This window comes from Polaromonas sp. JS666 (assembly GCF_900103405.1).
Classification (GTDB): domain Bacteria; phylum Pseudomonadota; class Gammaproteobacteria; order Burkholderiales; family Burkholderiaceae_C; genus Polaromonas.
In genome coordinates, this window is sequence record NZ_FNHX01000001.1 from 140429 (window position 1) to 165922 (window position 25494).

At 64.4% G+C, this 25494-nt stretch carries 25 protein-coding genes; 9 read left to right on the forward strand and 16 right to left on the reverse strand.

Annotated elements, in window-relative coordinates; all coding sequences use genetic code 11:
- The first annotated feature begins 10 nt into the window (after positions 1 to 10).
- Positions 11 to 697 (forward strand): hypothetical protein, encoded by a 687-nt coding sequence (locus BLQ85_RS00695; protein WP_074574159.1) that lies wholly within the window; start codon positions 11 to 13, stop codon positions 695 to 697.
- A gap of 12 nt (positions 698 to 709) precedes the next feature.
- Here BLQ85_RS00695 and BLQ85_RS00700 read toward each other — a convergent pair whose 3' ends face one another.
- The 5 genes from BLQ85_RS00700 to BLQ85_RS00720 all read right to left on the reverse strand — a co-directional run bounded on the left by BLQ85_RS00700 (position 710) and on the right by BLQ85_RS00720 (position 6462).
- Positions 710 to 1969 (reverse strand): acyl-CoA dehydrogenase family protein, encoded by a 1260-nt coding sequence (locus BLQ85_RS00700; RefSeq protein WP_074574160.1) that lies wholly within the window; start codon positions 1967 to 1969, stop codon positions 710 to 712.
- A 53-nt stretch (positions 1970 to 2022) separates the two neighbouring features.
- Positions 2023 to 3114, reverse strand: coding sequence for a phosphotransferase (locus BLQ85_RS00705; RefSeq protein WP_074574161.1), 1092 nt, complete (start codon positions 3112 to 3114; stop codon positions 2023 to 2025).
- Positions 3115 to 3139: 25 nt separating this feature from the next.
- On the reverse strand, positions 3140 to 3865 hold the full coding sequence (locus BLQ85_RS00710; RefSeq protein WP_007872449.1) for a Crp/Fnr family transcriptional regulator: 726 nt from the start codon (positions 3863 to 3865) through the stop codon (positions 3140 to 3142).
- Between the two features lie 149 nt (positions 3866 to 4014).
- Complete coding sequence (locus BLQ85_RS00715) at positions 4015 to 4794, reverse strand: oxepin-CoA hydrolase, alternative type (protein WP_074574162.1); 780 nt, start codon at positions 4792 to 4794, stop codon at positions 4015 to 4017.
- A gap of 147 nt (positions 4795 to 4941) precedes the next feature.
- Positions 4942 to 6462 carry a 3-hydroxyacyl-CoA dehydrogenase gene (locus BLQ85_RS00720; RefSeq protein ID WP_074575077.1) on the reverse strand — a complete coding sequence of 507 codons (1521 nt, stop codon included), beginning with the start codon at positions 6460 to 6462 and terminating at the stop codon, positions 4942 to 4944.
- A 57-nt stretch (positions 6463 to 6519) separates the two neighbouring features.
- Between BLQ85_RS00720 and BLQ85_RS24030 the strand changes: the two genes are divergently transcribed.
- The gene (locus BLQ85_RS24030; RefSeq protein WP_074574163.1) at positions 6520 to 8562 is read left to right on the forward strand and encodes a hypothetical protein; all 2043 of its coding nucleotides are present in this window, start codon (positions 6520 to 6522) and stop codon (positions 8560 to 8562) included.
- Positions 8563 to 8594: 32 nt separating this feature from the next.
- Here BLQ85_RS24030 and BLQ85_RS00730 read toward each other — a convergent pair whose 3' ends face one another.
- From BLQ85_RS00730 to lexA, 3 genes are all read right to left on the reverse strand, one after another.
- Positions 8595 to 9602: a D-2-hydroxyacid dehydrogenase family protein gene (locus BLQ85_RS00730; RefSeq protein ID WP_007872458.1), complete on the reverse strand. Its 1008-nt coding sequence runs from the start codon at positions 9600 to 9602 to the stop codon at positions 8595 to 8597.
- A gap of 167 nt (positions 9603 to 9769) precedes the next feature.
- Positions 9770 to 10135 carry a hypothetical protein gene (locus BLQ85_RS00735; RefSeq protein WP_074574164.1) on the reverse strand — a complete coding sequence of 122 codons (366 nt, stop codon included), beginning with the start codon at positions 10133 to 10135 and terminating at the stop codon, positions 9770 to 9772.
- A 134-nt stretch (positions 10136 to 10269) separates the two neighbouring features.
- Complete coding sequence (gene lexA, locus BLQ85_RS00740) at positions 10270 to 10974, reverse strand: transcriptional repressor LexA (protein WP_007872461.1); 705 nt, start codon at positions 10972 to 10974, stop codon at positions 10270 to 10272.
- 130 nt (positions 10975 to 11104) lie between these two features.
- Between lexA and BLQ85_RS00745 the strand changes: the two genes are divergently transcribed.
- Complete coding sequence (locus tag BLQ85_RS00745) at positions 11105 to 12049, forward strand: asparaginase (protein ID WP_074574165.1); 945 nt, start codon at positions 11105 to 11107, stop codon at positions 12047 to 12049.
- Positions 12050 to 12121: 72 nt separating this feature from the next.
- A complete protein-coding gene (locus tag BLQ85_RS00750; RefSeq protein ID WP_074574166.1) occupies positions 12122 to 13798 on the forward strand; it encodes a M14 family zinc carboxypeptidase in 1677 nt (558 codons plus the stop codon).
- Positions 13799 to 13853: 55 nt separating this feature from the next.
- Here the strand turns inward: BLQ85_RS00750 and adk are convergent, their stop codons facing one another.
- The 6 genes from adk to BLQ85_RS00780 all read right to left on the reverse strand — a co-directional run bounded on the left by adk (position 13854) and on the right by BLQ85_RS00780 (position 17763).
- Positions 13854 to 14510 carry an adenylate kinase gene (adk, locus tag BLQ85_RS00755; protein ID WP_074574167.1) on the reverse strand — a complete coding sequence of 219 codons (657 nt, stop codon included), beginning with the start codon at positions 14508 to 14510 and terminating at the stop codon, positions 13854 to 13856.
- Between the two features lie 191 nt (positions 14511 to 14701).
- Positions 14702 to 15460, reverse strand: a complete 759-nt coding sequence (kdsB, locus tag BLQ85_RS00760) for a 3-deoxy-manno-octulosonate cytidylyltransferase (protein WP_074574168.1) — start codon at positions 15458 to 15460, stop codon at positions 14702 to 14704.
- Positions 15457 to 15639 (reverse strand): Trm112 family protein, encoded by a 183-nt coding sequence (locus tag BLQ85_RS00765; RefSeq protein ID WP_007872480.1) that lies wholly within the window; start codon positions 15637 to 15639, stop codon positions 15457 to 15459. Before BLQ85_RS00765 ends, kdsB begins: the two co-directional genes overlap by 4 nt.
- Positions 15620 to 16612, reverse strand: coding sequence for a tetraacyldisaccharide 4'-kinase (lpxK, locus tag BLQ85_RS00770; protein ID WP_254779690.1), 993 nt, complete (start codon positions 16610 to 16612; stop codon positions 15620 to 15622). The genes BLQ85_RS00765 and lpxK overlap by 20 nt, the downstream gene beginning before the upstream one ends.
- 87 nt (positions 16613 to 16699) lie before the next feature.
- Positions 16700 to 17128 carry an ExbD/TolR family protein gene (locus BLQ85_RS00775; protein WP_074574170.1) on the reverse strand — a complete coding sequence of 143 codons (429 nt, stop codon included), beginning with the start codon at positions 17126 to 17128 and terminating at the stop codon, positions 16700 to 16702.
- Positions 17125 to 17763: a MotA/TolQ/ExbB proton channel family protein gene (locus BLQ85_RS00780; RefSeq protein WP_074574171.1), complete on the reverse strand. Its 639-nt coding sequence runs from the start codon at positions 17761 to 17763 to the stop codon at positions 17125 to 17127. Before BLQ85_RS00780 ends, BLQ85_RS00775 begins: the two co-directional genes overlap by 4 nt.
- A 344-nt stretch (positions 17764 to 18107) precedes the next feature.
- On the opposite strand from BLQ85_RS00780, the gene xseA reads away from it, so the two are divergent.
- Positions 18108 to 19427, forward strand: coding sequence for an exodeoxyribonuclease VII large subunit (xseA, locus tag BLQ85_RS00785; RefSeq protein WP_074574172.1), 1320 nt, complete (start codon positions 18108 to 18110; stop codon positions 19425 to 19427).
- An 81-nt stretch (positions 19428 to 19508) separates the two neighbouring features.
- Positions 19509 to 20090, forward strand: a complete 582-nt coding sequence (locus BLQ85_RS00790; RefSeq protein ID WP_074574173.1) for a Fe-Mn family superoxide dismutase — start codon at positions 19509 to 19511, stop codon at positions 20088 to 20090.
- Between the two features lie 79 nt (positions 20091 to 20169).
- On the opposite strand, the gene BLQ85_RS00795 is transcribed toward BLQ85_RS00790, so the two are convergent.
- Both BLQ85_RS00795 and BLQ85_RS00800 read right to left on the reverse strand, forming a co-directional pair.
- Positions 20170 to 20664 carry a DUF192 domain-containing protein gene (locus tag BLQ85_RS00795; RefSeq protein ID WP_254779627.1) on the reverse strand — a complete coding sequence of 165 codons (495 nt, stop codon included), beginning with the start codon at positions 20662 to 20664 and terminating at the stop codon, positions 20170 to 20172.
- Between the two features lie 95 nt (positions 20665 to 20759).
- The gene (locus tag BLQ85_RS00800) at positions 20760 to 21089 is read right to left on the reverse strand and encodes a cell envelope biogenesis protein TolA (RefSeq protein WP_074574174.1); all 330 of its coding nucleotides are present in this window, start codon (positions 21087 to 21089) and stop codon (positions 20760 to 20762) included.
- Between the two features lie 205 nt (positions 21090 to 21294).
- Here BLQ85_RS00800 and icd point away from each other — a divergent pair, with 205 nt between their 5' ends.
- From icd to clpA, 3 genes are all read left to right on the forward strand, one after another.
- Positions 21295 to 22548, forward strand: coding sequence for an NADP-dependent isocitrate dehydrogenase (gene icd, locus BLQ85_RS00805; protein ID WP_007872496.1), 1254 nt, complete (start codon positions 21295 to 21297; stop codon positions 22546 to 22548).
- 160 nt (positions 22549 to 22708) lie between these two features.
- Complete coding sequence (gene clpS / locus BLQ85_RS00810) at positions 22709 to 23086, forward strand: ATP-dependent Clp protease adapter ClpS (RefSeq protein WP_074574175.1); 378 nt, start codon at positions 22709 to 22711, stop codon at positions 23084 to 23086.
- Positions 23087 to 23155: 69 nt separating this feature from the next.
- Entirely contained in the window at positions 23156 to 25492 is a 2337-nt protein-coding gene (gene clpA / locus BLQ85_RS00815; protein WP_007872500.1) for an ATP-dependent Clp protease ATP-binding subunit ClpA, read from the forward strand.
- The last annotated feature ends 2 nt before the right edge of the window (positions 25493 to 25494 follow it).

Sequence of the window (25494 nt, forward strand, 5' to 3'; positions counted from 1 at the left end):
AGCGAAAACCATGTTCGAGCGGCTGAAGAAAGTCTTTGTTGCGGGTAAGGCGGATGCCGGCGATGCGGCTACGTCGGATGAAGCCGTGTCCGAATGGGCCGGGACCCGCGGCTTTTCTTTCACCGGCATGGGGCAGGGCAAGGGTTTTGCACTCAAGGGCAATGTGGGTGGCAAGCCCTGGAAAATGGAGCGCGGCCGCCCCTCGCGCGATTACATCCGCGGCGAGGAACTGCGCGCCCGCGGCGAGATCAAGGTCAACGACGACGTCACCGTCCTGGTTATGAACCGGGCCCTGAAGGATGCGCTGGAAAAAAAGGCCTACCAGGCCTATACCGACACCCTGCAGACCACCGCCGATCCCAACATGCCGGAAGAGGTGCGCTGGCTGGCCATGTACCCCGAAGTCGGCTGGGAAAGCCTGCCCAAGCCTTTCTGGGAACGCTATGCGGTGATGGCCGACCATCGTTCGAATGCGATGGCTTGGCTGGATCCGCAACTGGTCGAGTTGATGATGTCCTGGCCCGAGCCGGCACCCGACCCGCAGGTGCCCTTTATCCTGATGGTGCTGCGCGGCAAGGCCTATCTGCGCATGCAGTACACCCCGGCCGATATGCCCACGCTGGAGCACGCGGCCCTGATTTTCACCACGGCCTGCGAGTCGGCGATCGCCGGCCTGTCCAACGACCTTACCTTGTAAGAGGCGTCCGCCTCAGGCGCCGCGCGTGATCGGCATTTCCACTTCGCCGGGCATGAGCAGGTGCTTGGCCAGTTCCAGCTTGGCCAGCGAGGCGCGGTGCACCTCGTCCGGGCCGTCGGCCAGGCGCAGGGTACGCTGGCTGGCGTAGGCGTAAGCCAGCGGAAAGTCGTCCGACACACCGCCGCCGCCGTGGGCCTGTATGGCCCAGTCGATGATCTGGCAGGCCATATTGGGCGCCACCACCTTGATCATCGCGATCTCGGCCTTGGCGACCTTGTTGCCCACGGTGTCCATCATGTAGGCGGCCTTGAGCGTCAGCAGGCGGGCTTGCTCAATCATGCAGCGCGCCTCGGCGATGCGCTCGTGCCAGACCGACTGGCTGGCAATCGGCTTGCCGAAGGCGACGCGGCTGTTCAGGCGCTTGCACATCAGCTCCAGCGCGCGCTCGGCGATGCCTATGCTGCGCATGCAGTGGTGTATGCGCCCGGGGCCGAGGCGGCCCTGGGCGATTTCAAAGCCGCGGCCTTCACCCAGTAGCAGGTTGGCCGCGGGCACGCGCACATTGACCAGGCGCACCTCCATGTGGCCGTGCGGCGCGTCGTCGTAGCCGAAGACCGACAGCGGGCGGATCACCGTGATGCCGGGCGTGTTGGCTGGCACCAGGATCATCGATTGCTGCTCGTGGCGGCCGGCGTCGGGATTGGTCTTGCCCATGACGATGTAGACGGCGCAGCGCGGGTCGCCCGCGCCGGAGGACCACCACTTGAGGCCGTTGAGCACATAGTGGTCGCCGTCGCGCTCAATGCGGCACTGGATGTTGGTTGCGTCCGACGAAGCAACTTCCGGCTCGGTCATCAGGAAAGCCGAGCGGATCTCTCCCTTGAGCAGCGGATCCAGCCACTGGTCCTTGTTGGCCTCGGAGCCGTAACGGGCGATGGTTTCCATGTTGCCGGTGTCGGGCGCCGAGCAGTTGAAGACCTCGGCCGCGAAAGGCACGCGGCCCATGATCTCGCACAGCGGCGCGTACTCGAGGTTGGACAGGCCTTCGGGCGCGCGCGGCGAGTGCGGCAAAAACAGGTTCCACAGGCCGGCCGCGCGGGCTTTGGGCTTGAGTTCTTCGACCAGCTTTGTCGGCACCCAGGCATTGCCCTTGGCGCGGTTCTCGGCGATCTCGCGGAAGAAGCGCGCCTCGTTCGGGTAGATGTGCTCGTCCATGAACTTGAGCAGGCGCGCCCGCAGTTCCTGTACCTTGGGGGTGTAGTTGAAGTCCATGAAATCTCCAGAAGGGGTGTGGGGCGGTGTTGTTGTATAGGGGAGGGCTGATGTCAGCCTTGGCTCTTGAGGGCAAAGCCCCAGGCCATCTTGGCCAGCAGCGGCGCGCCGGCGGCCGAGCTGACGGCCTGGGCGCTGGAGGCGGTCCCGGTTTCGACGCGCTTGGCGATGCCCTGCAGGATGGCCGCGATGCGAAACAGGTTGTAGGCCATGTAGAAATTCCAGTCGGCCTTGAGCGCTTCGGGTGTGGCCAGGCCGGTGCGCTCGCAGTAGCGGCGTATGTATTCGGATTCGCTGGGAATGCCCAGGCTTTCGACGTCCAGCCCGCCGATGCCGCGGAAGGCTCCGGGCGGGATGTGCCAGGCCATGCAGTGGTAGCTGAAGTCGGCCAGCGGATGGCCCAGGGTGGACAGTTCCCAGTCGAGCACCGCAAGCACGCGTGGCTCGGTGGCATGGAACAGCAGGTTGTCGAGCCGGAAGTCGCCGTGCACGATGGAGACCAGGCTTTCATCGCACGCGCTGGCCGGGATGTTGGCCGGCAGCCATTGCATCAGGCTGTCCATCTCGGCGATGGGCTGGGTGATGGAGGCGATGTACTGCTTGCTCCAGCGGCCTATCTGGCGCTCAAAGTAGTTGCCGGGCTTGCCGTAGTCGGCCAGGCCCCGCTCGGCGAACTTCACCTTGTGCAGGGCGGAGATCACGCGGTTCATTTCGTCGTAAATCTCGGCGCGCTGGGTTTTGTCCATGCCGGGCAGGGACTGGTCCCAGAGCACACGGCCTTCGACGAACTCCATCACGTAGAAGGCGCGGCCTATCACGGACTCGTCTTCGCAGAGGCAATACATCTTCGGCACCGGCACATCGGTGCCCTGCAGGCCTTGCATGACCTTGAATTCGCGCTCCACCGCATGGGCCGAAGGCAGCAACTTGGCCACGGGCCCCGGTTTGGCGCGCATCACGTAAGACGCGCCGGGCGTGAGCAGCTTGTAAGTCGGGTTGGACTGGCCGCCCTTGAAGATTTCCGCCGTCAGCGGGCCCTTGAAGCCGGGCAGGTGGCTGCTGAGGTAAGCAGTGAGCGCGTCGAGGTCAAACGCGTGCGCGCCGGACACGGCCCGGGTGCCGACAAAGTGGTCGAAGTTGCTCATGCTGAAAGGGCTCGTCCCCGTGTGTTTATTTTTCGATTTCGGCTTCGGAAATGCGCATCAGGGCTTGCCGGTTGCGTACCACCAGGCCGCCCGGCTCTATGCGTATGGCTTCCTCGCGCTCCATGGCCTTGAGTTCCTGGTTCACGCGCTGGCGCGAGGCGCCCAGCAACTGGGCCAGTTCTTCCTGCGCCAGCTGCAGGCCTATGCGCACTTCTCCGCCGTCCGCCAGGCTGGGCACGCCGTAGCTGCGCACCAGGTGCAGCAACTGCTTGGCCAGGCGCGCGCGCAGGGGCAGGGTGTTGAGGTCTTCCACCAGGCCGAAGAGCTGCCGTATGCGGCGCGCATGCAGGCGCAGCAAGGCTTCGTAGAGCTCGACGTGCTGGCTCAAGATCTTGCGCAGGTCGGCGCGCGAGACGCACAGCAGCGTGGTCTCGCCATGGGCATAGGAGTCGTGGGTGCGCCGCTCGCCGTCGAAGATCGCCACGTCGCCGACCCACAGGCCCGGCTCCACATAGGTCAGCGTGACCTGCTTGCCCGAAATCGAGGTCGAGCTCACGCGAATGGCGCCCCGCGCGCAGGAGATCCATTCTTCCGGCACATCGCCGCGGGCGCTGATGAGTTCGCCGTCTTTGTAGCGTTTGACGTAGGCGCATCGGAATATGTCGTGCCTCAGGGATGGGGACAGGGATGAAAACCAGCGGCCGTTGTTGATGGCCTCTCGTTCCTCTATCGTAAGAATGGGATCGTCCATGGTCTGTCTTTTGAGTGACTAACAAGACGTCCATTGTCGCTTGAGGGACCCGTCCGGCGCCAGCGGGCTGTCGCATGGGTGTCGCCCGGCAGGGTGCCGGGGAATGGTGGCGGGGCGGCCTGTGACTGGCCTGCCCGCAAAAGGCCCGCTTAGCGGTAGTGCGGCGTGCGCTTGTTCAGGAAGGCGTCTATGCCTTCGCCCGCATTGGCGTCGTGCAGGTTGCGCACGAAGTGGTCCTGCTCGCGGGCCAGTTGCTGGTTCAGCGTGTTGCCGGCCGCCTCGTTGATGAGTTCCTTGATGCTGGCCAGCGCATTGGGCGCGCGCGCATTGAGGCTTTCGGCCAGTTCCCGGGCCTGGGCCAGGGCTTCGCCCGGGGCTGTGACCCGGTTCACCAGGCCGAAGTCATGCAGCCGGCGCGCCCCTATGCGTTCGCCGCTCATCAGCAGTTCGCTGGCCAGCGCCCGCGGCAGGGCGCGTGCCAGCGCCCAGCTGCCGCCGCCGTCGGGCGACAGCGCCACGGTGCTGTAGGACATCACAAACACGGCGTTGTCGGCCGCCACCACAAAATCGCAGGCCAGCACCAGCGAAAAACCGGCGCCGGCGGCCGCGCCTTCCACGGCGGCGATCACTGGCTTGGGGTAGGTGCGTATCGAATCTATCCAGTTGTGCAGGCCTTCTATGCTCTGCGCCTGCACCTCGGGCGCCTCGCGGCGGTTGGCCTCCAGCCGCTGCAGGTTGCCGCCCGCGCAGAAAATCGCGCCTTCGCCGGTAATGACCACGCTGCGGATCTCGGGGTTGTTCTCGGCGGCGTTCAGGGCTTCAATGCCCGCAGCATAGATGTCGGGCCCCAGGGCATTCTTGAACTCCGGGTTGCTGATCGTCAGGATAAGGGTCTGGCCCTCGCTGGTACTCTTGATTGCGCCTGCCATGTCACTTGTTCCAATGCGAAAGAAGGGGTAGCTGGAGAGCGGATTCCCACGCCAGTGGGGGCCGCGGAACTGGCTTCGCCAGGCCGCAGGCGCCGCCCCCTCGAGGGGGGAAGGTGCTACACGAAGTGAGCATCCGACGGGGGTGTTTCATTCTTCCACATGCATGAGGCTCAAGCCGATGGCACCGCGGCGCCGCAGCCAGGGGGAGGGGCGGTAGCGCTGGTCGCCGTACACGGTCTGCATGTTGAACAGCACCTCCAGCACATTGGTGGGGCCGTAGCGGTCGCCCATGGCCAGCGGGCCCAGGGGGTAACCGAGCCCGAGCGTCACGGCGGTCTCCAGGTCCTTCGGGCTGCAGATGCCCTGCTGGCAGATGTCGCTGGCGATGTTGACGATGGTGGCCACCACGCGCTGGGTGACAAAGCCGCCGCTGTCGCGGATCACGCTGACCGCCTTGCCGTCGCGGGCAAAGAGCGCGTGGGCGGCGTCGCGCATGTCGCTGCGCGTGGCCGGGTTGGTGGCCAGCACGCGGCGCTTGGTGGCCGCGTCGTCGATCAGCATGTCGATGCCGACGGTGCGGGCCGGGTCCAGGCGCTCGACGACGGCGACCGTGGTGATGTCAAAACCCAGCGGGGCGACCAGTGTCAAGGCCTGCGGCGAGGCTGAGGCGCCGGTCTCGATCTTGGCGCCCAGGTTCTTGAGCAACTGCAGCAGTTCCACGCGGCGCGAGGCACGGGGCGAGACCCAGACCGGAGGGAGTTCGGTAACCTGGGGCACTGCGGGTTCGGCGGGCACCTGCATGGCGCCGTCCGCGTAGCGGTAAAAGCCTTCACCGGTCTTGCGGCCCAGCATGCCGCCGGCCAGGCGCTGCGCGGTGATCACGCTGGGGCGGTAGCGTGCCTCTTCGTAGTACTGGTGGTAAATCGACTCCATCACCGGATGGGAGACGTCGAGCGCGGTCAGGTCCATGAGCTCAAAGGGGCCCAGCTTGAAGCCGGCCTGGTCGCGCAGGATACGGTCTATGGTGGCGAAATCGGCGACGCCTTCGCTGACGATGCGCAGCGCCTCGGTGCCGTAGCCCCGGCCCGCGTGGTTGACGATAAAGCCGGGCGTGTCCTGCGCCTGCACCGGGGTATGGCCCATTTGCCGGGCATATTGGCTCAGGCCCTCGCACACGCTGGGGTTGGTTTTCAGGCCCGCGATCACCTCGACCACTTTCATCAGCGGAACCGGGTTGAAGAAGTGAAAACCGGCCAGGCGTTCGGGGTGCTTGAGCGCCGCCGCGATGGCGGTCACGGACAGCGAAGAGGTGTTGCTGGCCAGCACCGTCTGCGCTGGCACCAGTGCCTCCAGTTCGGCGAACAGCGCGCGCTTGACGTCCAGGCGCTCGACGATGGCCTCGACGACGAGGTCGCAGCCTGAGAGATCGGCCAGGGTGCCGGCGAGCAGCAGGCGGTCCTTGTGCGCGGCGGCCGCCGCGGCTTCGAGGCGGCCTTTTTCAACCAGCTTGTCCCATTGGGTGCAGATGGCATCGCGCGCTTTTTCGGCGGCGCCCGCTTGCGCGTCCATGAGCCTGACGGTGCTGCCGGCCTGCGCGGCGATCTGGGCAATGCCGCGTCCCATCGCGCCGGTGCCAACTATTCCCACATTTGCAAAATTTACTTTCATGGCCGAATTATGGCTGAGCGTCTTCGGCGAAGGCGCGTGGCAAAATTCGCCCACCCCATGAAATCCGCCGAGAAGTCTCTGAAATGCCTGCTTGGCGCTTTGTTGATGGTGCTTGCCGCCAACGCGCTGGCCGCATCCCTGGGCCGCGTGCGCGGTGCGGCCATCGTGGGCGGCCCGCTCGATGTCACGCTGAGCGCGCAACTGGACGGCGCTGAAAACCCATCTTCCGTTTGCCTCTCCGCCGAGGTGTTTTTCGGCGACAGCCAGATTTCCCCCGACAAGGTGCGCACCTCGATCTCGCCGGGCGCCGGTGCCGGTGAAGTCCTGGTCCGCATCCGTACGACTGTCGTGCTCGATGAGCCGGTCGTGACGCTGTATGCGCGCGAAGGCTGCCAGCAAAAAAATTCACGCAAATACGTGTTGCTGGCCGAGATGCTGGGCGACAACAGCGTCCCGGTGCCCTCGACATTCGCGCAAGCGCCGGCTGTTGCTGCGGCGGGTACTGCAGCGCCATCCCAGGCCGGGACATCGAAGGCCAAGCCGCAAACCCGTCCCAGCACCGCCATGGCCTCTTCATTGACCATGCCGCCGGCCCGCAGGGTCGGCAAACAGGCACCCCCCCCAGCGCCCGTGCGCAAACCGGGGCCACGCCTGCAACTGGCCCCCGTTGATCTGGCCGCTGAACGCGACCCTGCGCTTCGCGCCTCGCCGGAGCTGCTGACGCTGCCTTCCGCTGATGCCCAGCAACGGGCTTCCGCGGCCGCGCTGTGGCAGGCGCTTAACGCCCAGCCGCAAGACATGGTGCGTGACAGCCAGCGGCTCAAGTCCCTGGAGTCCGACGTGGCCGCGATGCTGGCGCAAAGCCGCAAAACGGAACAGGCCGTGACGGACCTGCGCGGCCAGCTGGAGCAGGCGCGCCAGGAGCGCTACAGCAACTGGCTGGTGTATGCCTTGGGCGCTGTTTTGTTGCTCGCGCTGCTGGCAGCCGGCTTTTTCTGGAGGCGCGATCGCCAGCACGCGCTGCGCCTGAGCCACTGGTGGGACAAGGAGGCCGGCCAGGGCAAGCCCAGCGGTTTTGCGGATGAGACGGGGCCGGCTTCCCGGTCTGCCGGCCTTGCGCCTGCGCCGATGCCGGCGGTGGACCTGGACCTGGACGCGCTTCAATTTGAAAGCACGCGCAAGCTGCCCGCCTCCAGGCCGGCTGAGCCCGTGGACCGTCCCGAATTCCTGCCCAGCCTGGGCGGCTTGAGCGGCATGCCCCGCATCGTCAATGCCGAAGAGCTGTTTGATGTCCAGCAGCAGGCGGATTTTTTCGTCTCACTGGGCCATCCCGACAAGGCGGTGGATGTCCTGCGCCTGCACATCATGGACAACGTGGAAACCAGCGCGCTGGTCTATCTGGACCTGTTCGACCTCTACCACAGCCTGGGCCGCAAGGACGACTACGACGCGCTGCGCAAGGGCTTTCACCGCATGTTCAATGCCCAGGTGCCCGCCTTCGACGACTATGCGATGGACACGCACGGCCTGGAGTATTACGTGGCGGCCCTCACGCGCATCGAGTCGCTGTGGCCCACGCCCAAGGTGCTGGATGTGCTGGAAGAGTCCATCTTTCGCAAACCGGATTCGCGCAGTGAGGTGTTTAGCCTCGCGGCTTACCGTGAGCTGCTGCTGCTTCACTCCATCGCCAAGAAGATTGTGACCCGGCCCGCCGAGCCCGGGGAGGGCGCCGGCGCGCCGGCACCCGGGGCGCCTAGCCTGGCTGCCGCCCTGCCGCAGGCGAGCAGCTTTGGCCCGACCAACATCCTGCCCCTGTCTGCCCGCTTGCAGGAGGCGCCGCCGCCGCTTCCCGTTGCGCTTCCGGTCGTCGGGGCTGCCGCTTTTTCCACGGAAATTGTGCCAAGCCTGGACTTGACGCGGCCGCCTGTTTCACCGAGGCTGGGGCTGGACATTGACCTGAGCCAGGAGGAAGCCGGCGACGCCCTTGCGCCGCTGCCTGCCATCGCCATGACGGACATGGCGCCCGAAGCCGGCGATTTCAGCAACCTCATCGAGTTCGACCTCGATGCGCCGGCCTCCAGGCCGGCCCCCAAAGCCTAGTTTCGGCCCCGCTTCAGGGGAAATACACCGCCTCAGCGCCGCACTTGCAGCGCGCCGGGATTGACGATGTTGGTGGGCGTGCCCTTGATGAAATTGACGACGTTGTCGAAAGCCGCGCCGAAATACAGCTCATAGCTGTCTTGCTCCACATAGCCGATGTGCGGCGTGCAGATGCAGTTTTCGAGGCGAAGCAGGGCATGGCCCTGCAGGATGGGTTCGGACTCAAACACGTCGATGGCCGCCAGGCCGGGGCGGCCGCGGTTGAGCGAGGCAATCAGCGCCTCGGGCTCTATCAGCTCGGCGCGCGAGGTGTTGACCAGCAGGGAGGTGGTCTTCATGCGCGACAGGTCTTCCAGCGTGACGATGCCGCGGGTCTCGTCGTGCAGGCGCAGGTGCAGGCTCAGCACATCGCTTTGTTCGAAAAACTCGGCTTTGCTGCCGGCGACTTCGTAGCCATCGGCCTGGGCCCTTTCGCGCGAGGCCTCGCGGCCCCAGATGATGACCCGCATGCCGAAAGCCCGGCCATAGCCGGCGACGATTTGCCCGATTTTTCCGTAGCTCCACACGCCCAGGGTCTTGCCCTTGAGGACGGAGCCTATGCCGAAGTTCGGCGGCATGGAGGCCGACTTGAGGCCGGCCTGCTGCCAGGCGCCGTGCTTGAGGTGGGCCACGTAATGCGGGATGCGGCGCATGGCCGCCATGACCAGGGCCCAGGTCAGTTCAGCCGGCGCTGTGGGCGAACCGGTGCCTTCGGCCACCGCGATGCCGCGCTCGGTGCAGGCCGCAACGTCGATATGGCCTCCGACGCGGCCGGTTTGCACGATCAGCTTGAGTTTGGGCAGTTTTTCAATGACCTGCCGGCTGAGCTGGGTGCGTTCCCGGATGAGGACGATGACGTCAGCATCCTTGAGCCGGACGGACAGCTGGCCTATGCCTTTGACGGTGTTGGTGTAGACCTTGGCGGGGTAGGCCTCCAATTTGGCAGCGCAGTTCAGTTTTCGCACTGCGTCCTGGTAGTCGTCGAGGATCACAATATTCATGCCGATATTGTGCCTGCAAGATTTTTCTTGCTTGTGGGAAGGGCTACCCGAACGCGCTCATTTTGTATCGCCAGGAAACCTGTCGCAATATTTCAGTCTGGCGGCCGCGCGCTGCGCGGGATCATGGGCCTTTGCCGCAGGGGGCAAGGGTGGGCCGGGCTTGCTTTTTACTGCAGCGCGGCCTCGCGCTGGGCCATGCGATCAAGCTCCGCGCAGACGTCGGCCATGCGGCCCGAGATGACCATGCGGCCGGCGCAGGCCGGGCCGACATTGACGTCGAATTCGCGCACGACGCGCAGGCGACTGGGCGTGGGACTCTTGGGCATGGCCTTGCCGGCTGGGGTGGTTTCGCGCGGGGCCGTGGCGGCGTTCGAAGAAAAAGGCAGTACCAGCTGGCCGTTTGCGCGCTGGGCACGCGCAGGCGCGGAATACCGGCCGGACCTGGTTGCGGGCACAAACCAGGCAGCCAGCGCCTGTGCGGGGGCCAGCAGGATGGACAGAAGGGGTGAATGTGAAAAACTGACGATTCCCATGATGAACTCCTGTATGAGAGAGGTTTACACAGGCAGGATTTCGGACCGGCGACAGGCCGGCAGGGCCGCTGCACCAGGGTGTTGGCCACAACAGCCAAACGCCCGCCACCTGGTGCGTGGCCGGATGGGGTGGCTTACATCAGCATGGTGTTGCGTATCAAACCGACGGCCAGGCCTTCGAGTTCAAACGGCTCACCGGGCTCGACCACAATGGTCTTGAAGTCGGGGTTTTCGGGCAAAAGCTCAATTAAGTTTTTATTGCGGCGAAAGCGCTTGACGGTGACTTCATCGCCGAGGCGGGCCACGACGATCTGGCCGTTCTTGGCTTCCTTCGCCTGTTTGACGGCCAGCAGGTCGCCGTCCATGATGCCGACGTCGCGCATGCTCATGCCGCGAACCTTGAGCAGGTAATCGGGCTGGCGCTGGAACAGGCCGCTTTCAAAATAATAGGTTTGTTCGATATGTTCCTGCGCGAGAATCGGGCTGCCAGCAGCAACCCGCCCTACCAGAGGTAGGGCGAGTTGGGCCAGGCTTTGCAACGGCAGGGAAAACTGTTTGGTGCGCGATTCGTTGATGGAGCGCAGGGTGTCGCCGCGCAGGCGTATGCCGCGGGAGGTGCCGCTGACGAGTTCAATGACGCCTTTGCGGGCCAGCGCCTGCAGGTGTTCTTCGGCGGCATTGGCGGACTTGAAGCCCAGCTCGTTGGCGATTTCTGCGCGGGTGGGCGGTGCGCCGGTGCGCGCAATGGCGCTCTGGATCAGTTCCAGGATTTGTTGCTGGCGTGCCGTGAGCTTGGGACCTTCGGAGGGAAAATGCGGGAAATCGGCGAGGATGCTCATGGCGGGACTCCTTGGTTCTTCAGTCAGGTCAAGAGGCCGGGGCTGTAACCCGTTTACCTGTATAGACCTGTTTTAATATCCAGTACCTGTATTTTCATCCAGTTTTTAAAAGATTGCAAGATCACTTTCCATGCATCCTCAAAATATTGTGATTCTGGGCACCGGCGGCACGATTGCCGGCCGGGCCGCCAGCGTGTCGGACAACATCGGCTACACCGCCGCCCAGGTGGGCGTTGAAGAGCTGCTGGCCACGATCCCGGCTCTGGCGCAAGCCGGTTCAGTGCTCACCGAGCAGGTGGCCCAGGTGGACAGCAAGGACATGACTTTTGCTGTATGGGCCAAGCTGGCCGCGCGCGTCAGCCATTTCCTGGCGCAGCCCGATGTGCAGGGCATTGTCATCACGCACGGCACCGATACGCTCGAAGAGACCGCTTTTTTCCTGCAGGCGCTGCTGGCGCCGGCCAAGCCCGTGGTGCTGACCTGCGCGATGCGCCCGGCCACGGCGCTGGTTCCCGACGGGCCGCAAAACCTGCTCGACGCCGTGGCCGTGGCGCGCCACGCGGGCGCGCAGGGCGTGGTCGCGGTATGCGCCGGCGTCATCCACGGCGCAGCGGATGTGCAGAAGGTGCACACCTATAAGCTCGATCCTTTCAGTTCGGGCGATGCCGGCCCCATAGGCTATGTGGAGGAGGGCCAACTGAGGCTGCTGCGCAACTGGCCCCAAGCCCAGGCGGGGCGCGCGCAGGCCGCCGCCAAAAGCATTGCCGGCCTGGCTGGCGCCGTGCCCCGTGTCGAAATCATCATGAACCATGCCGGCGCCGGTGGCGCCATCGTGCAGGCTTTGCAGGCGCAGGGCGTGCAAGGCCTGGTGGTGGCCGGAACCGGCAACGGCAGCCTGCACCATGAGCTGCAGGCCGCCTTGCTCAAGGCCCAGGCCGACGGCATCAAGGTAATTCGCGCCAGCCGCTGCGCCGCGGGGCGGGTGCTGCCCACCCCAGCCGACGCGATTCCGGATTCGGAAGGCCTGAGCCCGGTCAAGGCCCGCGTGAGCCTGATCCTGCAGCTGCTGGCCTGAATCTCTCCGGGGCCGGTCGCACAGGCGTGCCGGCCCCGAACCTCCATTCTTTTTTGACCTCGCGGACACCCCATGCAAACCCCGTATGAACTCGGCAACCAGAACCAGACCACCACTTGGGAGGCCTGCATCCGGTTTTATGACGCGCTGGCCCGGCGCTGCCCGACCGTGTTGCAGTTCTCGCAGATCGGCGTTTCCGATGCCGGCGTGCCCATCCACGCTGGCATCGTCAGCGCCGACGGCGTGTTTGATCGCGAGAAAATCCGACAGACGGGGCGCGCCGTCTTCTTCAACAACAACGGCATACACCCCGGCGAGCCCGAAGGCATAGACGCCTGCATGGCGCTGGTGCGCGACTTGTGCCTGGAGCCTGAACGCCTGGCCGCTCTGGGCACGACGGTCTACCTCTTTATCCCGGTCTATAACGTTGACGGCAGCTGCAACCGGGGCGATACCAGCCGCGTCAACCAGGACGGGCCCGAGTCTTTCGGCTTTCGCGGCAACAGCCTGCACCTGGACCTGAACCGCGACTTCATCAAGTGCGACAGCCTCAACGCGCAGCTGTTCAACCGCTTCTTCACGGCCTGGGACCCGGACGTGATGGTCGACACCCACACCTCCAATGGTGCGGACTACAGCTACACCATGACGCTGATCCATACCCAGGCCGACAAGCTGGGCGGCGGCCTGGGCGCCTTCCTGCGGGACAGCATGCTGCCGGTGATCTACCGCGGCATGGAAGAGCGCGGCTGGCCGACCTGCCCCTATGTGAACCCGGTGCAGGTGAGCCCGGACCAGGGGATTGCCGACTTCCTCGAGGTACCGCGCTTTTCGACCGGCTATGCGGCGCTGCACCACACCATAGGTTTTATGCCGGAAACCCATATGCTCAAGCCGTTCAGGGACCGCTATGAGTCCATGCGCGCGCTGCTGGATGTGACGCTGGCGTTCACGGTAGCCAACGCGCCGCAAATCCAGGCGCTGCGGCGGCAGGCCCGGCAGGCGGCGGTCAGCAAGGCCCATTGGCCGGTTCGCTGGAAGCTCGATGAGACCCGCCGTTCACGCCTGCGCTTCAAAGGCTACGCCGCGGTGCACTCGCCCAGCCTGCTGGGCAACTACCAGCGCCTGGCCTACGACAGGGACCAGCCCTGGGAGCGCGAGATCGATTACTTCACCCACTTTGCCGAGGAGGCTGTTGTGCGCGCACCGCGGGCCTACGTGATTCCGCAGGCCTGGCGCGCGGTGGTTGAGCGCCTGGACTGGAACGGCGTTCGCATGGAGCGCCTCGCTGCCGCCCGCACGGTGCAGGCGCAGGTCAGCCGCATCCAGGCCGTGCAAAGCCGGCCGGGCGCCTATGAAGGCCACATGTTCCACGACGAGCTCACGCTGGAAACCAGCCTGCAGGCCGTGGAACTGCAGGCCGGCGACTGGTGGCTGCCGATGAACCAGGAAAAGGCGCGTTATGCCGTCGAAACCCTGGAGCCGCAGGCGCACGACAGTTTTTTCCGCTGGGGGTTTTTCAACAGCATCCTCGAAAAGAAGGAGTACTTCTCGGACTATGTGTTCGAAGACATGGCGCTGCAGCTGCTCAAGGACGAGCCCGAACTGCGCGCGCGCTTCGAGCAGTGGAAGGCGGCCAACCCGCAGCTGCTGTCCGACCCCAAGCAGGTGCTGGGTTTTATCTTCGAGAACTGCGCGCGTTATGCCGAGCCGCAATGGCGGCGCTACCCGGTACTGTCGATTTTTTGAGGCGCCATGAAAAAAGCCGTCGCAAGGACGGCTTTTTTGCGGGCCAGCGGGCTGCTTAAGCTGACAGGGCCTCGAAAGCCCGCGCCGTGATCTGGTCGACCGTGCCCATGCCGCTGATGGCGCGGTATTTGGGCGCCGCGTCGGGTGCGACCTTGGCCCAGCCCGAGTAGTAGTCCACCAGCGGGCGGGTCTGCGCGCTGTAGACCTCCAGCCGCTTGCGCACGGTTTCTTCCTTGTCGTCTTCGCGCTGGATCAGCGGCTCGCCAGTCACGTCGTCCTTGCCCTCGACCTTGGGCGGGTTGAACTTGACGTGGTAGGTGCGGCCCGAGGCGGGATGCGAGCGGCGTCCGCTCATGCGCTCGATGATGGCCTCGAAGGGCACGTCGATCTCCAGCACGTAGTCGAGCTTCACGCCGGCCGACTTCATTGCGTCGGCCTGAGGGATGGTGCGCGGGAAACCGTCGAACAGAAAGCCCTTGGCGCAATCAGGCTGGGCGATGCGTTCCTTGACCAGGTTGATGATCAGGTCGTCGCTGACCAGAGCGCCGGCTTCCATGATTTTTTTGGCTTCGATGCCCAGCGGCGTGCCGGCCTTGACGGCCGCGCGCAGCATGTCGCCGGTGGAAATCTGGGGGATGCCGTACTTTTGGCAGATGAAGGTCGCTTGCGTCCCTTTGCCCGCGCCAGGCGCGCCCAACAATATCAGTCTCATGGATGTCCTCGGATTTTATGAATTCGTGAAGTCAGCCCCAGGCCGGCGCGCCGGTCACCCGCTGGGGTTGCTTGGCAGGTGTGAAGGGCTGCCAGCACGTCCTGCAGGCCTTCCACTTGCGTTTTTCCCAAGGATAGCACGCACCCCTGACAGCAACTTACAGGGCGGGGCTTTGCCGGCGGGGCGCGCGCTCAGGAAAACAGCTTGCGGGCGCGGTCCAGGTCTTCGGCCGTGTCCACGCCCGGGCCTGGCGCGTCGTCGGTGATGTGCACCGCGATGCGGTGGCCGTGCCACAGGGCGCGCAGCTGCTCGAGCTGCTCCAGCTGCTCCAGCGGCGCCTGGGGAAGGAGGGGGAACTCGCGCAGAAAGCCCACGCGGTAGCCGTAGATGCCGACATGGCGCAGCGGCTTGGGCAGCTTGCTGCCGGTGTCCCACCAGGCTTTGCCGGCGAAGTCGCGGCCCGCCGGAATCGGCGAGCGGCTGAAGTAAAGCGCGGTGTGGCGGGCATCGAGCACCACCTTGACCACATTCGGGTTCTGCAGGTCGGCCAATTGGTCGATGGAATGCGCGGCGGTGCTCATGGCGCAGTCAGGGCGCTCGCCCAGCAGGTGCGCCACGGCGTTGATCAGCGCCGGGTCTATCAGCGGCTCGTCGCCCTGGACGTTGACCACGATGTCCCCGTCCGCCAGGCCCAGCACGCCGCAGGCCTCGGCCAGCCGGTCGCTGCCGCTGGGGTGGTCGGCGCGGGTCAGCACGGCCGCGACGCCAAAGGCCGCGCATTTTTCAATGATCTCGTTGCTGTCGGTTGCCACCACGGTGCGCAGGGCCGAGCTTTGCATGGCGCGCTGCGCCACGCGCACGACCATGGGCGCGCCGCCTATGTCGGCCAGGGGTTTGTTGGGCAGGCGGGTGGAGGCCAGCCGCGCCGGGATCAGGACGGTAAAGCTCACAGGCCCAGCTCTTCGTCTGTCAGGGTACGCGCTTCATTCTCGAGCAGCACCGGCAGGCCGTCGCGCACGGGATACGCCAGCCGGGCGCTGCGGGAGACAAGCTCCTGTTTTTCCCGGTCGTAATCGAGCGGCCCTTTGGTCACGGGGCAGACCAGCAGTTCAAGCAATTTGGTGTCCATGCTTCGATGGTACTGGAGAAAGCAGGGGCGCCAGCAGCGCATCGAAGGCGGCGAAAAAGGCCGGCTCCGGCGAAAACACCAGCGGCACGGCCAGCAGGTCCAGCCCGGCGGCGGCAGGCAGGGCAAACAGCTTGATGGCGTCTTTTTCGGTGCACAGCACGGTGCGTCCTTGCAGCCCGGCCAGGTCGGCCTCGCTGAATTGATGGTGGTCGGGCAGGGCGATGCAGGCCTCCAGCATCAGGCCGCGGTCCCTGAGCATGCTGAAAAACGCCTGTGGGTTGGCGATGCCCGCCAGCGCCGTCACCGGCCGGCCGCGCAAGCCGTCCAGCGCAAGCTGCCCGCCATCGGCCGACCAGGCGTCGCCAGCCAGTTGCCGGCTGGATTGGAAGCCGTCGAAGGCGGGGCGCTGCCCGGTATGCAGCACCAGGTCCAGGCCCTGGCGCTGGCGCGCGGGCCAGGGTTCGCGCAGCGGGCCCGCCGGCAGCAGCCAGCCATTGCCCGTGCCGCGGTCGTCAAATGCGGCGATCTCGAGGTCGCGCTGCAGGGCGTAGTGCTGCAGGCCGTCATCGCAGATCACCACGGTGGTTTCGGGGTGAGCGGCAAGCAAGGCCCGCAGGGCTTGCGTGCGCTGCCTGGCGACAAAAACCGGCGCACCGGTGAGCCGGTGGATCAGGGCCGGCTCGTCGCCTGTTTGCGAGGGCGACGCGGTGGGCGTGACCTCCATGCAATCGGAAGCTGTGCGCCCATAGCCGCGCGACACCACACCCACGGCCACCCGCTGCGCCTGCAAGTGCCTGACCAGGGCGATCACCAGGGGGGTTTTGCCGGCGCCGCCGGCGATCACATTGCCGACTACCACGACGGGAACCCTGAAGCGCTCGGAGCGCAGGACGCCGCGGCGGTACAGCCCACGGCGCAGGCGCACCAACACGCCGTAGCACTGCGCCAGCGGCCAGAGCAGGCATGCCAGCATTCCACGGCTGAGCCAGGCGTTTTGCAGGAGGTGTTTCACGGCCGTTTCGCGGGGAAGGGCGGCTGTCGGGGCCGGGAAAGCCGGGGCTTATTTCGCCCCGGCCATCGCGGCGCTCTGGGTGGCAAAGGTGATTTGCGTGAGGCCCTGGCGGCGCGCCGCTTCCATGACGGTGATGACCGCCTGGTGCGTGGCGCTGGCATCGGCGCTGATGATGATGACGCTCTCCTTGCCGGCCTTGGCCGCCTCGGTCAGCGCGGCGCCCAGCGCCTCTATGCCCCGGCCCTGCACCAGGGTCTTGTTGACCATGTAGCGGCCGTCGCTGCTCACGGCGACGATGACTTCCTTGGGATAGTCGCGCTGCTGCTCGGCATCGGCCACCGGCAGCTTGACCTGCAGCTCGGTGAACTTGCTGTAGGTGGTGGACAGCATCAGGAAGATCAGCACCACGAGCAGCACGTCGATGAAGGGGATCAGGTTGATCTCCGGCTCATCATGGGGATGCGGGCGGAAGTTCATTTTCGGAGCGTGTTGAGATGGCGCACGAAGCGCTCGGCGGCCAGTTCCATGGTCAGCAGGTAGCCGTCCACGCGGGCCCGGAAGTAGCGCCAGAAGATCAGCGCCGGAATCGCCACCATCAGGCCGAAAGCCGTGTTGTAGAGGGCGATCGAAATACCTTGCGCGAGCTGCGCCGGATTGCCGCCACCCGCGCCGCCGACACCACCGCCGCCGCCCTGGGAGCCGAAGATTTCAATCATGCCGATCACCGTGCCCAGCAGGCCCAGCAGCGGCGCGGCGGAGGCGATGGTCGCCAGGGCCGCCAGGTAGCGCTCCAGCTTGTGCGCCGCCTGGCGCCCCGCGCCTTCCAGGATGGAGCGCAGGTCGTCCTCACTGATGCGCGGGTTGCTGTTCAGCGCGCGAAAGCCGCTGGCCAGCACTTCGCCGAGCACCGAGTTCTGTTCGAGCTGCGCCACGACGTCGGGCGAAGGAATGGAAGCGCGGGAGACGGTGATGGCTTCGTCAAGCAGTTTGGGAGGGGCGACTTTACGGATTTTGAGGCTGGTGAAACGCTCGATAACCAGGGCAAGAGCCAAGACGGAACAGGCAACCAAGGGCCAGATCGGCCAGCCTGCGGCTTGTATGATCGAAAACAATGCACATCTCCAAGCAGATAATTTGTGGTGGATTATGGCTTACAGATACTGCAGTGCCGCATGGCGCGCGGCACATCGCGCATGAATGTTTTCAAGATGCTGTTTTTGTCGGACATAGCCCACAGAACTTGTGGATAACTTTGTGAGCAAGTAAGGGCGATGCGCCCTCCAAGCCGCGCCAAATCGCGGATATGACAGAACGATGAAAATTTGAGCAGAATTAAGTTATTCAAAATCAATGAGTTACACGAATTTATCGCGCCGTCCGCAGGAAACAGGGTCTTGCGCCCACGCGGGACGGCGCTCTGTGGAGTACTACCCCCGACAAATCAAGGGGTTTAGCCATGTTTGAGCCAGCCGCGCGTTCCGAGAGGCCTTTTCCGGCGGGACGCGAGGCCGGTGTGCGTATCTGGCCAGTGGGCTCCTTGCTGCGCGCGATCGCCGACAGCCTGGAGGCGCGCTTCAACCCGGTCGCCGTGCAGGGCGAAATCAGCGGCTTTTCCCGCGCCGCCAGCGGGCACTGCTACTTTTCCCTCAAGGATGAACAAGGCCAGATTCGCTGCGCCATGTTTCGCCGCGCGGCCGGTTTGCTCGACTTCGCCCCGCGCGACGGCCAACTGGTGGAACTGCGAGGCCGCCTGGGCGTGTACGAGCCGCGCGGCGAACTGCAACTGGTGGTGGAATCCATGCGGCAGGCCGGGCAGGGCAATCTGTTCGAGCAATTCCTGCAGCTCAAGGCCAAACTGGAGGCCGAGGGACTTTTTGACCCGGGCCGCAAACGCCCCTTGCCCCTGCTGCCGCGCGCTATCGGCCTGGTCACCTCGCTGGGCGCCGCGGCCCTGCACGACGTGGCGACCGCGCTGCAGCGGCGCGTGCCGCACATCCCCGTGGTGATTTACCCGGCCAGCGTGCAGGGCGGGCAGGCCGCGGGCGAGTTGCGCGAGGCCCTGCACAAGGCCTACCAGAGGCGCGGCCAGGACCGGGTTGACGTGCTGCTGCTGGTGCGCGGCGGCGGCGCGATGGAAGACCTGTGGGCCTTCAACGACGAACAACTCGCGCGGGCCATTGTGGCTTCGCCGGTCCCAGTCATCAGCGGTGTGGGTCATGAAACCGATTTCACGATTGCCGATTTTTGCGCCGACGTGCGCGCGCCCACGCCTACCGCCGCGGCCGAGCTCTGCGCCCAGCCGCAAAGCATCTGGCTGGGGGCGCTGGCGCTGGCTTTGTCGCGCCTGCAAAACGGCGTGGACCGGCAACTGCAGTCGCACAACCAGCGCCTGGACTGGGCCGCGTCCCGGGTCAGCCGGCCCTCCCACCTGGTGACGCGCCAGCATGCGCGGTTGGCCGGCCTGGGGCAAGGCTTGAACCACGCCGTGCGTTCGGCCCTGCAGCACGAGCGGCTGAGGCTGCAATCCCTGGCGGGCGACTTCCCGCGCGAGGTGCAAGGAAACCTGCTGCGCGGCCGACAGCGCCTGGAGCGCGCGCAGCTGCGGCTGGAACTGCTGGACCCCAAACTGGTCCTCAAGCGAGGCTACGCCTGGCTGGCCGACCTGCAGGGACAGCCGATCACCAGCCCCGAGAACACGCATGAAGGCCAGCCCGTGCGCGCTACCCTTGCCGGCGGCGAGGTCGATTTGACCGTCACGGCGCGCCGGCTGATTTAGTTTTTACAATGGTCCGGACAGTGTTCGCAACCGCGTTCACAATCGTCCAACAACAGTTTATTCATCACCACGAGGAAAATCATGGAACACAAGCTCCCACCACTCCCTTACCCGATCGACGCATTGGCGCCGCATTACAGCCAGGAAGCCTTTGAGTACCACCATGGCAAGCACCACAACGCTTACGTGGTGAACCTCAACAACCTGCAAAAAGGCACCGAGTTCGAATCCATGACGCTCGAAGAGATCGTCAAAAAATCCAGCGGCGGCGTCTACAACAACGCGGCCCAGATCTGGAACCACACCTTTTTCTGGAACTGCATGAAGCCCGCCGGCGGCGGCGAACCCGGCGGTGCGCTGGCTGCGGCCATCAACGCCAAATTCGGCTCTTACGCCGCTTTCAAGGAAGCCTTCGTCAAATCAGCCGTGGGCAATTTCGGCTCCGGCTGGACCTGGCTGGTCAAGAAAGCCGACGGCACCGTGGACATCGTCAACACCGGCCCGGCTGGCACCCCGCTGACCACCGCCGACAAGGCCTTGCTGACGGTGGACGTCTGGGAACACGCCTACTACATCGACTACCGCAACCTGCGCCCCAAATTCGTGGAAACCTTCCTGTCCAACCTGGTCAACTGGAGCTTCGCGGAAGCCAACTTCGCCTGATCGAGGCTTGCGGCGCTTCCAGCGCCCAAAAAAAAGCCGGCTTCAAGCCGGCTTTTTTTGTTTTGGGCGAACGGAAAAATCAGCGCCTGGCCTCAAAAATGGGGCCGCCCAGCTTGCTGCCGGCCTTGATGCCTTTTTTCGCGAACCAGCCCTTGTTCATTTCCAGCACATAGCGCACCGGCTGGGCCGAGCAGTGGGCATCCGTGGTCTGCGGCTTCATGTCGGCCAGGTTCACGATGGTGCCGTCGTCCGCCACAAAGGCCGCCGTCAGGGGCAGCAGGGTGTTTTTCATCCAGAAGCACTGCTGGCTGGCCTGCTCGAACACAAAGATCATGCCTTCCTGCTGCGGCATCTCCTTGCGGAACATCAGGCCGATTTGACGCTGCTCGGGCGTGATGGCCACCTGTGCATCAATCAGGTGCATGCCGGCCGACAGCTTGACGCGCTGCAGGTTCATCTGCGGGCCGTCCTGGGACCAGGCGCACAGCGGGGAGAGCAGGGCGGCCAGGGCAAAAGTGCCGGCCAGGGCCCGAAATGCCTTGCCCAAAGAGAAGGCGCCAGGGGTTGGAAACATAGAATCACCACGCATGAAGTTGACCTGCCAGCATAAACGACGCGCATAAAAAATGCCCGCACGCGGCGGGCATTTTGACCGAAGTCACCAGGAATTTACTTCTTGGCTTCAGCTTTCTTGGCGGCAGCGGCTTCAGCTTTTGCCTTCTTGGCGGCAGCAGCTTCGGTCTTCTTGGCAGCAGCGGCTTCAGCCTTTGCCTTCTTTTCGGCAGCGGCTTTTTCTTTCTTGGCGGCCTTGGCGGCAGCTTTTTCTTCCTTGGTCATCTTGGCTGGCTTGGCAGCGGCTGCGGGAGCAGCGGATGCGGCAGGAGCAGCAGCGGGTGCGGCTGCAGCAGCGGGTGCGGAAGCAGGCTTGGCGGCGGGAGCTTGTGCGTATGCACCAACGGCGAAGAGGCCAGCGATCAGAGCAGCGAGGATTTTGTTCATTTGGAATTTCCTTGAAAACGTTATTGGAAAAAATACCCCGAACTTCTCGGAGGCCCTTCCGTAACGGAGCCCCTTCACCGGCCGTTGACACAAGCCCCCAAATTCTTTTCCCCCGTGGATTTACGGCTAGAATTTAGGGGTTTTTACCTAACCTGCTACACGGCGTACCTATCATCGCCACAGCGCCCACCGGAGACTTTCCTACATGTACCAGCACATCAAAGTGCCTTCCCAAGGCAAAAAAATCACTGTCAACGCCGACAACTCCCTGAATGTGCCTGACGAACCCGTCATTCCGTTCATCGAAGGCGACGGCACCGGCGCCGATATCACGCCGGTCATGTTGAAGGTGGTCGATGCTGCTGTTGCCAAGGCTTACGGCGGCAAGAAGAAGATCCACTGGATGGAAGTCTATGCCGGCGAAAAGTCCACCAAGGTCTACGGTCCCGACGTGTGGCTGCCTGAGGAAACCCTGCATGCCGTGCGCGACTACGTCGTCTCGATCAAGGGCCCGCTGACGACGCCCGTGGGCGGCGGCATCCGCAGCCTGAACGTCGCGCTGCGCCAGGAACTCGACCTCTACGTCTGCCTGCGCCCCATCCAGTACTTCGCGGGCGTTCCTTCCCCCGTCAAAGAGCCGCAGAAGACCAACATGGTCATTTTCCGTGAAAACTCGGAAGACATCTACGCCGGCATCGAGTTCGAGTCCGGCAGCGACAAGGCCAAAAAACTCATCAAGTTCCTGCAGGACGAGATGGGCGTCAAGAAGATCCGCTTCCCGAACACCTCCGGCATCGGCATCAAGCCGGTTTCCAGCGAAGGCACCGAGCGCCTGGTGCGCAAGGCCATCCAGTACGCCATCGACAACGACAAGCCCAGCGTGACCATCGTGCACAAGGGCAACATCATGAAATTCACCGAAGGCGGCTTCCGTGACTGGGCTTACGCCCTGGCCAAGAAGGAATTCGGCGCGGTGGAAATCGACGGCGGCCCATGGATGAAGTTCAAGAACCCGAAGACCGGCAAGGAAATCACGGTCAAGGACAGCATCGCCGACGCCTTCCTGCAGCAGATCCTGCTGCGTCCCGCTGAATACAGCGTGATCGCCACCCTGAACCTGAACGGCGACTACGTCTCCGACGCGCTGGCGGCCCAGGTCGGCGGCATCGGCATCGCCCCCGGCGCCAACCTGAGCGATACCGTCGCCATGTTTGAAGCTACCCATGGCACGGCGCCCAAGTACGCCGGCAAGGACTACGTCAACCCCGGCTCCGAGATCCTCTCGGCCGAGATGATGCTGCGCCACATGGGCTGGACCAAGGCCGCCGACCTGATCATCAGCTCGATGGAAAAATCCATCGAGTCCAAGAAGGTCACCTATGACTTCGCGCGCCTCATGGAAGGCGCGACCCAGGTCAGCTGCTCCGGTTTCGGCCAGGTCATGATCGACCACATGTAAAGCGGGCCCAGCCCTCTATTTTGAAGCCGCCCGGGAGCAATCCCGAGGCGGTTTTTTCATGTCCACGAAATAAGCAAAAAATCACGCTTGAATGTCGCGTTCCCGCCACCAATTTCCCTATCAGGCGCACTGGGCTATATCGGTGGCTAGAATGAATTCCATGGCAACCAAGTCTCCCAAATCTCCCAGTTCCCCGGCGCAGCCTCCGGTACCCGCCGTCAGGCCGGACAACGGCGCCGGAGGGGATTCGGTCGTGCTGGAGCGCCGGCCGCAAAAAACCAAGCCGCCGCAGATGTACCAGGTGGTGCTGCTCAACGACGATTACACCCCCATGGAGTTCGTGGTGGTGGTGATCCAGGAGTTTTTCAACAAGGACCGGGAAACCGCCACCCAGATCATGCTGAAGATCCACCTGGACGGCAAAGGCGTCTGCGGGGTCTTCTCCAAGGATGTGGCCGCCACCAAGGTCGACCAGGTCACCGAGGCCGCCCGCAAGAACGGCCATCCGCTGCAGTGTGTCAGCGAGCCCATTGAATAATCGCGAATCCGGCCAATATTTGAACTATCTGTCAGTTAAGTTAACCCAAGCAAGCCGAAAGGAAGATCAATGATTGCCCAGGAATTAGAAGTCAGCTTGCATATGGCGTTTGTCGAGGCGCGTCAGCAGCGCCACGAGTTCATCACCGTCGAGCACCTCCTGCTTGCCTTGCTGGACAACCCCAGTGCCGCGGAAGTGCTGCGCGCATGCTCCGCCAACGTGGATGATCTGCGCAAGTCGCTTGCCAACTTCATCAAGGACAACACCCCGCAGGTCGCCGGGACCGACGATGTCGATACGCAGCCCACGCTGGGCTTCCAGCGCGTGATCCAGCGCGCCATCATGCACGTGCAGTCCACCGGCAACGGCAAGAAGGAAGTCACCGGCGCCAATGTGCTGGTTGCCATCTTCGGCGAAAAAGACTCGCACGCCGTGTATTACCTCCACCAGCAAGGTGTCACCCGCCTGGACGTGGTGAATTTCATCGCCCACGGCATCAAGAAGAGCGACCCGCCCGAGCCCGCCAAGGCCGGCGAGAGCGCGGCCGAGAACGAAGAGGGCGGCGAGAAGAACGAAAAAGCCTCTCCGCTCGAGCAGTTCACCGTCAACCTGAACCAGCTCGCCAAGGACGGCAAGATCGACCCGCTGATCGGCCGCCAGTACGAGGTCGAGCGCGTCATCCAGATCCTCTGCCGCCGCCGCAAGAACAACCCGCTGCTGGTCGGCGAGGCTGGCGTGGGCAAGACCGCCATCGCCGAGGGCCTGGCCTGGCGCATCACGCAGAAAGACGTGCCCGAGATCCTGGCCGAAGCCAATGTGTATTCGCTGGACATGGGCGCCTTGCTCGCGGGCACCAAGTACCGCGGCGACTTCGAGCAGCGCCTCAAGGGCGTGCTCAAGGCGCTGAAGGACAAGCCCAACGGCATCCTCTTCATCGACGAAATCCACACCCTGATCGGTGCCGGCGCGGCCTCGGGCGGCACGCTGGACGCGTCCAACCTGCTCAAGCCCGCGCTCAGCTCGGGCCAGCTCAAGTGCATAGGCGCGACCACCTTCACCGAATACCGCGGCATCTTCGAAAAAGACGCGGCCCTGTCGCGTCGCTTTCAGAAGGTCGACGTGGTCGAGCCGACCGTGCAGGAAACCGTCGACATCCTCAAGGGCCTGAAGTCGCGCTTTGAAGAGCACCACAGCGTCAAGTACGCCGTGGCCGCCCTGCAGGCCGCGGCCGAGCTCAGCGCCAAGTACATCAACGACCGCCACTTGCCCGACAAGGCGATTGACGTCATCGATGAAGCCGGCGCCGCCCAGCGCATCCTGCCCGCGTCCAAGCGCAAGAAGATCATCAGCAAGGCCGAGGTCGAGGAGATCGTGGCCAAGATCGCGCGCATCCCGCCGGCCAACGTGTCCAACGACGACCGCGGCAAGCTCAAGACGCTGGAGCGCGACCTCAAGAGCGTGGTCTTCGGCCAGGACAAGGCACTCGACGTGCTCGCGTCCGCCGTCAAGATGGCGCGCTCGGGCCTGGGCAAGGACGACAAGCCGATTGGCTCCTTCCTGTTCTCCGGCCCCACGGGCGTCGGCAAGACGGAAGCCGCCAAGCAGCTGGCCTACATCATGGGCATTGAGCTGATCCGCTTCGACATGTCCGAGTACATGGAGCGCCATGCCGTGAGCCGCCTGATAGGCGCGCCCCCGGGCTATGTCGGTTTCGACCAGGGCGGCCTGCTGACCGAGGCCATCACCAAGAAACCGCATGCCGTGCTGCTGCTCGACGAGATCGAGAAGGCGCACCCGGACATCTTCAACGTGCTGCTGCAGGTCATGGACCACGGCACGCTGACGGACAACAACGGGCGCAAGGCCGATTTCCGCAATGTCATCATCGTCATGACCACCAATGCCGGTGCCGAGACGATGAACAAGGCGACCATCGGCTTTACCAACCCGCGCGAGTCCGGCGACGAGATGGCCGACATCAAGCGCCTGTTCACGCCCGAGTTCCGCAACCGCCTGGACGCCACCGTCAGCTTCAAGGCGCTCGACGAAGCCGTCATCCTGCGCGTGGTCGACAAGTTCCTGCTGCAGCTCGAGACCCAGCTGGCCGAGAAGAAGGTCGAAGTCACCTTCACCGACACGCTGCGCAAGTACCTCGGCAAGAAGGGCTTTGACCCGCTGATGGGCGCGCGGCCGATGCAGCGCCTGATCCAGGACACGATTCGCCGCGCCCTGGCCGACGAATTGCTGTTCGGCCGCTTGATAGACGGCGGGCGCCTCACGGTCGACATGAAAGTGACGGCCGACGAAAAAGGCGTGGAAACCGGCGAAGTCGAACTCGACATCCAGCCCTTGCCCAAGAAAGAGGGCAAGGCCAAGCCAGAAGCCGAGGCGGCGGAAACCAACTGAAG